The sequence below is a fragment of the Staphylococcus sp. GDY8P47P genome, from assembly GCF_016892225.1.
In the GTDB taxonomy this organism is placed as follows: domain Bacteria; phylum Bacillota; class Bacilli; order Staphylococcales; family Staphylococcaceae; genus Staphylococcus; species Staphylococcus borealis.
In genome coordinates this window covers 19,499-27,660 of record NZ_JAFENV010000048.1, presented here as the reverse complement: position 1 = coordinate 27,660, position 8,162 = coordinate 19,499, and the positions used below count along the sequence as shown (strand labels likewise).

The 8,162-nt window shown below is 32.1% G+C and carries 9 protein-coding genes; 4 read left to right on the top strand and 5 right to left on the bottom strand.

The genetic code is table 11. From position 1 onward, the window contains the following. Positions 1 to 126: 126 nt before the first annotated feature. The 4 genes from JVV30_RS12815 to agrA are packed head-to-tail and all read left to right on the top strand — an operon-like array spanning position 127 to position 2,875. Positions 127 to 693, top strand: coding sequence for an accessory gene regulator AgrB (locus JVV30_RS12815; protein ID WP_070855047.1), 567 nt, complete (start codon positions 127 to 129; stop codon positions 691 to 693). A 1-nt stretch (position 694) separates the two neighbouring features. Beyond that, entirely contained in the window at positions 695 to 838 is a 144-nt protein-coding gene (gene agrD / locus JVV30_RS12810; protein ID WP_070855048.1) for a cyclic lactone autoinducer peptide AgrD, read from the top strand. Positions 839 to 856: 18 nt separating this feature from the next. Beyond that, the gene (gene agrC / locus JVV30_RS12805; RefSeq protein WP_204194347.1) at positions 857 to 2,140 is read left to right on the top strand and encodes a quorum-sensing sensor histidine kinase AgrC; all 1,284 of its coding nucleotides are present in this window, start codon (positions 857 to 859) and stop codon (positions 2,138 to 2,140) included. Positions 2,141 to 2,158: 18 nt separating this feature from the next. Next, on the top strand, positions 2,159 to 2,875 hold the full coding sequence (gene agrA, locus JVV30_RS12800) for a quorum-sensing response regulator AgrA (RefSeq protein ID WP_053030422.1): 717 nt from the start codon (positions 2,159 to 2,161) through the stop codon (positions 2,873 to 2,875). 85 nt (positions 2,876 to 2,960) lie between these two features. Here agrA and JVV30_RS12795 read toward each other — a convergent pair whose 3' ends face one another. The 5 genes from JVV30_RS12795 to JVV30_RS12775 form a co-directional block, all read right to left on the bottom strand. Further along, positions 2,961 to 3,923: a carbohydrate kinase family protein gene (locus JVV30_RS12795; protein WP_070855050.1), complete on the bottom strand. Its 963-nt coding sequence runs from the start codon at positions 3,921 to 3,923 to the stop codon at positions 2,961 to 2,963. 3 nt (positions 3,924 to 3,926) lie between these two features. After that, positions 3,927 to 5,411, bottom strand: a complete 1,485-nt coding sequence (locus tag JVV30_RS12790) for a sucrose-6-phosphate hydrolase (protein WP_204194346.1) — start codon at positions 5,409 to 5,411, stop codon at positions 3,927 to 3,929. Between the two features lie 96 nt (positions 5,412 to 5,507). Next, complete coding sequence (locus tag JVV30_RS12785; protein WP_204194345.1) at positions 5,508 to 6,458, bottom strand: LacI family DNA-binding transcriptional regulator; 951 nt, start codon at positions 6,456 to 6,458, stop codon at positions 5,508 to 5,510. Between the two features lie 98 nt (positions 6,459 to 6,556). After that, positions 6,557 to 7,801, bottom strand: a complete 1,245-nt coding sequence (locus JVV30_RS12780; RefSeq protein ID WP_070855052.1) for an ammonium transporter — start codon at positions 7,799 to 7,801, stop codon at positions 6,557 to 6,559. Between the two features lie 118 nt (positions 7,802 to 7,919). Then, positions 7,920 to 8,144, bottom strand: a complete 225-nt coding sequence (locus JVV30_RS12775; RefSeq protein WP_011275296.1) for a sulfurtransferase TusA family protein — start codon at positions 8,142 to 8,144, stop codon at positions 7,920 to 7,922. Positions 8,145 to 8,162: the final 18 nt, after the last annotated feature.

Sequence of the window (8,162 nt, the reverse complement as noted above, 5' to 3'; positions counted from 1 at the left end):
GGAATTATGTCCCAGCCTCTTGTAATTTCAATATAACAGTTAAGTATTTATTTTGAACAGTTACGCATAAGCCCCCAGACCAATTGCGCTAAATTGTATAATCAATATAAGGAGAGTGGCACGCTATTGAAAGCAATTGATAAAAAGATTGAGCAATTCGCATTATACTTGCAACGTCAAAACAACCTAGATCATATTCAATTTTTAAAAGTAAAGTTGGGATTACAAGTCGTTGTAAGCAATCTTGCTAAAACAATTGTGACCTATGGTGTTGCACTTATCTTCCATACATTTCTATACACTTTATTTACACATGTTAGTTATTTTTTAGTTAGACGTTATGCACATGGGGCACATGCAAAATCATCATTGTTATGTCATGTTCAAAATTTAATATTTTTTGTCGCTTTACCTTGGGTAGTTGTCTACATTAATCTAAATGTGGGTATAATATATTTGGCTAGTGTTGTGGCTTTTGTATTAATAGTACTATTTGCTCCATCAGCCACAAAGAAACAACCAATTCCACTACACTTAGTAAAACGAAAAAAATTATACTCTGTTATTTTAGCAATGGTATTAATAACTATTTCTGTAGTTTTACCAGTGCCTTTCAAAGAACTTATTGTATTAGGGATATTTTTAGAAAGTTTAACGTTATTACCAATCTTTTATTCTGAGGAGGACAATTAATATGAATTTATTAACTATGTTATTCGCAAAAGTATTTAGCTTTATCTTTGGGTTAGTAGGAACATTCTCTGTTCAAGATGTGTGCAGTTTTTATTTTGATGAACCAGAAGTACCTAAAGAATTACAAGATTTATCTAAAAAATAATTAAAGAAAGTGTTAGAAATGAATCTTTTAGACTTTGTTCCATTATCAATTTTTCAATCAATAATGTTAATCTTGGTCTCAAAAATTATTATAGATATTAAATTTAGTAAGAGGGATTATTTAACTTGTATAAGTATTATAATCCCTTGTACTATTTTATTTTATTATGTAGATAGAAAATCAGTATCAGTTCTCATAATTTCTGTCATGCTTTTCTTCTGTCTGAAATCGGGTTTATGGTCCATATTATCAGTTTTATTATCAACACTTATAATGTATATTAGTAATTTTTTCACGCTTACTATATATGTGATAACTAATAACAGTATGAAAATTAGATTTCTTGAAATTGTTGTCTATATGGCTTCATTTTTTATAATCGCAATGATAGGCGCCTATTCCATTAGATTTCTATTGAAAAAGCTAAAAAAGACATATTTTTTTTTTAACAATATATATATAATTCTTATCTCTGTTTTTCTAATTTTTTCAATCATTACATTATATCTTTATACTCAAAAATTCTATTTGGATTCAGAAGGATTAAGATTATTCGCTTATGTATTTTTAGGGATTCTATTCTTTTTAATACTTTGTATAATCATAATTACATATACAACTCATCGAGAACTCCGTTATAAACGTAATATGGAAGAAATTGAAACATATTATGAATATACTTTACAAATTGAATCAATTAACAATGAAATGCGTAAGTTTAGACATGATTATGTAAATATTTTAACTACGATGTCTGAGTATATTCGTGAAGATGACATGCCTGGGCTAAGACAATACTTCAATGAAAATATTGTACCTATGAAAGATAATCTTCAAATGAAATCAATTAAAATTAATGGTACTGAGAATTTAAAAGTACGTGCGATTAAAGGCTTAGTTACCACTAAAATTTTACAAGCTCAAGAGAAGAACATTCCTATTAGTATAGAGGTGCCTGAGTTAGTAGAACATATAGAAATGAACACGATTGATCTTAGTCGTATCATTGGAATCATTACGGATAATGCGATTGAAGCATCAGAGACGCTTGAAGATGCATTGATTCGTATTGCATTTATTAATACTGAGACGTCTGTTATGTTTATTGTTATGAATAAGTGCCAAGAAGATATGCCTCGTATTCACGAATTATTCCAAGAACGCTTTTCAACTAAAGGAGAAAACAGAGGTCTAGGATTAAGCACGTTGAAAGAAATCACTGATTCTACTGACAATGTGTTACTCGATACGACGATAGAAAATGGCTACTTTGTGCAAAAAGTAGAAATCATAAATAATTAGTCATAAGGATGTGTAATCATGAAAATATTCATTTGTGAAGATGATGTAAAACAACGCGAAAATATGGTTTCAATTATTAACAATTATATAATGATTGAAGAAAAACCAATGGAAATTGCGCTGGCAACAGATGATCCTTATGAAGTCATTGAAAAATCTAAAGAAATGAATGATGTTGGATGCTACTTTTTAGACATTCAATTAGAGGCTGATATCAACGGGATAAAATTAGGTAGTGAAATTCGTAAATATGACCCTATTGGAAACATCATTTTTGTTACAAGTCATAGCGAGTTAACATACTTAACGTTTGTATATAAAGTTTCAGCAATGGATTTTATCTTTAAAGATGATCCTAGTCAGTTGCAATCGAGAATTATTGATTGTTTAGAAACGGCGCATACACGCTTAAAATTATTGTCTAAAGAAAGTAATGTTGAGACGATAGAATTAAAAAGAGGTAGTAATTCTATCTATGTTCAATATGATGACGTCATGTTTTTCGAATCATCTACAAAATCACATCGTTTGATTGCACACCTAGATAATCGTCAAATAGAGTTTTATGGTAACTTAAAAGAACTCGCACAATTGGATGATCGTTTCTTTAGATGTCATAACAGTTTCGTTGTTAACCGTCATAATATTGAATCTATTGATTCAAAAGAACGTATTGTTAACTTTAAAAATGGCGAGCATTGTTTTGCATCTGTTCGTAATGTTAAAAAAATATAGTTGAATATACACAATCAAAATACTCTATAAGTAGATTAATTTAGAAGCGGGACAATGAATTTATCACTGTCCCGCTCTTTTTTCATTATTTTAATTCTGATGTAACTTCTTCAAGTGTTGGAATACTTTCAATGGCACCATATTTTGTTGTAACTTTTGCTGCTACGAAGTTACTGAATTGCAGTATGGCTTGCCCTTCTTCCTTAAGCAATTTAGTCATATTCACTTCATCACTTAATAATATTCTGCTAATTGCTGCTCCAATAAAGGCATCTCCTGCGCCTGTCGTATCAACGGCTTTTACTTTAAATCCTTCATGATATATCTTAGTTCCATTTTTTAAAATAATACTAGCACCATTTGGACCTTGTGTATAAATAACTGCTACGACCGATCCTTGAAATAACGACTGAATTGCACTTTCTTCATCCGCTTCGCCTGTAATAAATTCAAGTTCCTCATCTGAAACTTTTATGATATTCGCTTTAGGAATGAACGCCTGTATCGTTTCTTTACATGCTTCAGCACTATGCCATAGCGGTAAACGTACATTAGGATCAAAAACGATGGTTCCATGAGCAGATTTAAATTTATCAATCATAGCTTGATGCGCTTCTTTCATATCACTTTCAACTAAATCAACAGAACAGAAATGTAGGATATCATTCGGATTAATTGAAATTTCGTCTAAATAGTCCGCTTTATAAAGCATATCAGCAGAAGGTTTACGATAAAATGAAAAATCTCTTTGTCCATCTTCTTTTAAGCTTACAAATGCTAATGCCGTATTTGCTACATCTGTTCTTCTAATGAATTGAGTACCTACACCTAGATTGCTTAAAGTTTCAACTATAATATCACCAAATGCATCATTACCTAATTGCGTCACCATTTCAGTAGATGCTCCCATTTTACGTGCTACACTTACTACATTTGCAGGTGCACCCCCAACTTGTCGACTAAATTGTTCAACATCTTTAAGTTCAGAGTTCTTCACATTTGGTATAAAATCTATTAATGCTTCACCTATTCCGTATAACTTTCTCATTTTTTAATCATCCTTAAGTTCATATTTAGTGAATTTTAAATAAACTTGTCCTGTTTCTGTTGATGTTTCTATACCTGTAGCATTTTCATCTGGAAATATTCTTGAAGTTAAAACACGTTCGCCGTCATTGCAAAATATCTCAATACTTGATGTATCAACAAATATTTGTAATTGGCTCAATGGAGACTTTAAAATTGTACTTCTTGTTAAATCTTGAACATTGTCTGGCAATAATCCACTTTCCGTGCGATCCAATGTAAGCTTTTGTTCGCTTGTATTATAGATAATTTTGGTGTTATTTAACTTTGATGTACGTAATTCAAAATAAATTTCTGACGCATCATTTTCAAGAATATCAATAATCAGTTCATACTGTGTACCTTCATATGGATGTAATTTTCGATTAAATTTATTAGCATAACCTAGTGCAGTTTCTTTATTTTTACGTAACTTTTCAAGCCCTTTAAACGGACGTTGTCGCAGTTGATTATCCTCAATTGTCAGCACCCTAGGTATTGTTAAACAATGTGCCCATCCTTCATCATCGGTAGGATAATTGATTTCAGGTAAACCCATCCATCCAATTAATATTCTATTACCATTTTCATCTAAAAATGTTTGAGGCGCGTAAAAATCAAAGCCATTATCTAGCTCTATAAAGTCCCCATGTTCAAATGATAATGTGTCAAAATCTATATCCCCTATCAAATATCCAGATTGATATATATTTCTAAAGTGATCACCCTGTGCTTCAATTCCTTGGGGACTGAAAAGTATGATATCTTTAGAATTCAAATTAAAATAGTCAGGACATTCCCACATATAGCCAAAGTTTTTTAAATGTGTTTCAAGTTCCCCACAAAAAGACCATTGCTTTAATTGTTTATCTTTCGTCTTGTAAATTAAACAACGACCTTGTTCATCATTTGTTTGGGCACCAATTATCACATAATATTCACCATTCAATTCAAACACTTTAGGATCTCTAAAATGACTTGTATATCCCTCTGGTTGTGAAGCGATAACGGGTTTATCAAATTTTGTAATCGTACCGTCATTTTCTACTTTCGCAATCATCTGACTAGCATAACGTTCCCATTGAGCATCACGTCGATTACCTGTGTATATGTAATATAAGTCGCCTTCATGTTCAAAAGCACTGCCACTATAAACACCGTGACTATCATAATATGTATCTGGTTTTAATACAGCACCTTGTGGTTCGAACGTCACTAAATCGTCACTCGTATAATTAAACCAATACTTCAATCCATGTACAGCACCAAGTGGGAACCATTGATGTGAAACATAATATTTGCCATTATGATAAATTAAACCGTTAGGATCATTGAGCAAACCTGTTTCAGGTTGGATATGAAATGTCTGACGAAATCTTGACGCTTCGACTTGTTGTTTAAGATGCTCTAGGTACTTTTTATCTACGTCTTCAATGCGACGATAACGTTCTTCTCTTGACCATTCAGCCATATTATTCCTCCATCATTGATAAATTAAATCTAAGTTTATTATTATTCTATCATCGACTATGGTATCGGTTCCATAGTTTTATGTAAATTAAAATTTCTATATTTCAACTGGGATTGTGGTTTTTAACACGACATTTTTAGAAAAAATTAATTCATTTAATTGTTTCATAGCATGCGTCCCAGCTTTATAATAATTAAATTTAACAGTCGTAATCGCAGGCGTGACGAGTTGCGTCATTGGGTCTCCTCCAAAACCATAAATTTGATAGTTCTCAGATGTATTGGGTTGTTGAGAATAAAACTTATGAATCGCTAATGCTATAGGATCTGTTGCCCCAATTAATACGTCAATATTACATGTATGATTTAACTTTTCAGCAACATCATTTTTAGCCTCTTCATATTTAAAAGAAGTTACATAAATTTGGGGATGAATATCATATTTTTTTAAAGCATCAATAATACCTTGCTTTCGTTGTATACCCACAGCAACATCCTCTTCACTAACTCCAAAGAATACGACATTTCGAAATTGTTGATGCCCTATTTGTTCACCTACGATGTATCCTGCTTGATAATCATCATGGATAATACTATGTAACTCAGGATGCAACTGACCGACTAGAATAACTGGTACATCTAATTTCTGAATCACTTCTAAATGTTTATTTGTTAAAGTAGTAGCCATTAATATGATGCCATCTACTTTACTTCTTGAAAAGGTCTCAAGTGCTTCAATCTCAGCATGAACATCTAAACCAGTATAATTAAGTAATAATTGATATTGATGTTGATGGCATACCGATACAATGCCTTTAACTGTCTCATCCACTGCATGTGAATTCATTCTTGGTATAATAGCACCAATCATATGTGTATGCTTGGCTCTTAAACTTTGCGCAAATTGATTTGGTTGGTAATCATGCTCAGCTATGATACGACTTAACTTTTCCTTCGTATGCGGGCTAACTGAGCCGTCATTTAAAAAGCGGGAGACCGTGCTTTTAGATACTCCCGCTAATTTTGCGATATCTGATATATTTTTCATTAGATTAATCACCTAAATTAACTGTCATTTAAGCATTATTTTATCACATAACTATTCTTATAAAATACTGTTTAGTATATGAATCACTAATAAAACTATCAATATCTTTTATTCAGTTTGTTTAATTCGCCATAAAAATACGCTTTCTCACCATGAACAAGTTGATCTAATCCTGTCTTATCTTCTTCTTCAGTGGTTGCAATAGGCATGATACTTTGTAAAATCTTACCTATAATCCAAGTTAAAACCACCGTGTAACATAAAACCACGAGCACAGCTATAACTTGAATCAACACTGAGTGAATGTCTCCGTTATAGATAAATCCGTTTGATATATCATGATTAACATGTTGTGATTGAAACACGCCAGTAAGAATAGCACCAACGATACCTCCTGCACCATGAATACCAAAAGCATCAAGTGTATCGTTATATTTATACTTCACTTTAATCACATTAATAACGAAATAACAAACGATGCCACCCGCAAATGCAATAACAAATGCATTAAAATAATTCACATAGCCTGCTGCAGGTGTAATAGCGACTAAGCCAGCTAAGACACCTGATAATAAGCCTAGTAGGCTTATTTTCTTAGTCATAAGGTACTCAATGATTAACCAACTAAACGCACCACCACTTGCCGCGATAATTGTATTTACAAATGATGTTAGTGCAACATCATTTAACGTATATGCACTTCCTGTGTTAAAACCATACCAACCAATCCAAACTAAAATACCACCAATTAAAGTGATTAAAAGATTATGTGGCTGTATTTTTTCAATTTTTTTACCATTACCTATCATAATCGCTAAAATAAGGCCTGAGAGACCAGATGTGATATGTACAACTGTACCACCAGCGTAATCTAAAGCACCAAGTTGTTGTATCCATCCTCCGCCCCATACCCAATGCGCAACTGGGCTATATATCAAAATCACCCATAAGAATATAAAAATAATAAACGGAAAGAATTTCATACGTTCAGCAATTGAACCTGAAAGTATTGAAACTGCTATTGTGCAAAACATCATTTGGAACAACATAAATAATGCAAACGGGATGTGTGGACTTAATTGGTCATTGACTGCAAAACCAACATGTTGTAACCCAATCAAATCGAAATTACCTATAAAAGCATTGCCTGTTCCAAAACTTAATGAAAAACCTAATGTAACCCATGTAAACGTCACGATAATCATTGCTGCCATACTTTGCATAACTGTGTTTAGGACATTCTTTGATTGAACTAGACCACCATAAAACAAGCTAAGCCCAGGGGTCATAACCCAAACAAGTAAAGTGCAAAGAAATAAAAAAATTGTGTCATCCATCTTCATAATTACCACTTCCTTTGAAAATATCATAATGATACTTCAAAGAAATAGCAAAAATACGTAAGATAAAATGACACAATATGTTACATAATATAACAGTGTTTTAATCACTTATTTAAATTTAAGCTTTTTGAATTGTAATTGTCCAAGATGCATCATCTAATTGTTCATAATTCGTAACTGGATAACCTTGTTCAGCCGCCCAATTTGGAATAGCTTCTGTTGCTTGCGTACAATCGAAATCTATTTTAAGTTCATCACCATTATCTAATGTTTGCATTTTCTTTTGTGCTTCAATAAGTGGAAATGGACATACCATACCTACTGTACCTAATTCATATAACATTGTTATTCCTCCAATTAA

Coding starts and splice junctions, on each gene's coding strand:
- agrD (WP_070855048.1), top strand. CDS start 695: ATGAATTTATTAACTATGTTATTCGCAAAAGTATTTAGCTTTATCTTT.
- agrC (WP_204194347.1), top strand. CDS start 857: ATGAATCTTTTAGACTTTGTTCCATTATCAATTTTTCAATCAATAATG.
- agrA (WP_053030422.1), top strand. CDS start 2,159: ATGAAAATATTCATTTGTGAAGATGATGTAAAACAACGCGAAAATATG.
- JVV30_RS12795 (WP_070855050.1), bottom strand. CDS start 3,923: ATGAGAAAGTTATACGGAATAGGTGAAGCATTAATAGATTTTATACCA.
- JVV30_RS12790 (WP_204194346.1), bottom strand. CDS start 5,411: ATGGCTGAATGGTCAAGAGAAGAACGTTATCGTCGCATTGAAGACGTA.
- JVV30_RS12785 (WP_204194345.1), bottom strand. CDS start 6,458: ATGAAAAATATATCAGATATCGCAAAATTAGCGGGAGTATCTAAAAGC.
- JVV30_RS12780 (WP_070855052.1), bottom strand. CDS start 7,801: ATGAAGATGGATGACACAATTTTTTTATTTCTTTGCACTTTACTTGTT.
- JVV30_RS12775 (WP_011275296.1), bottom strand. CDS start 8,144: ATGTTATATGAATTAGGTACAGTAGGTATGGTATGTCCATTTCCACTT.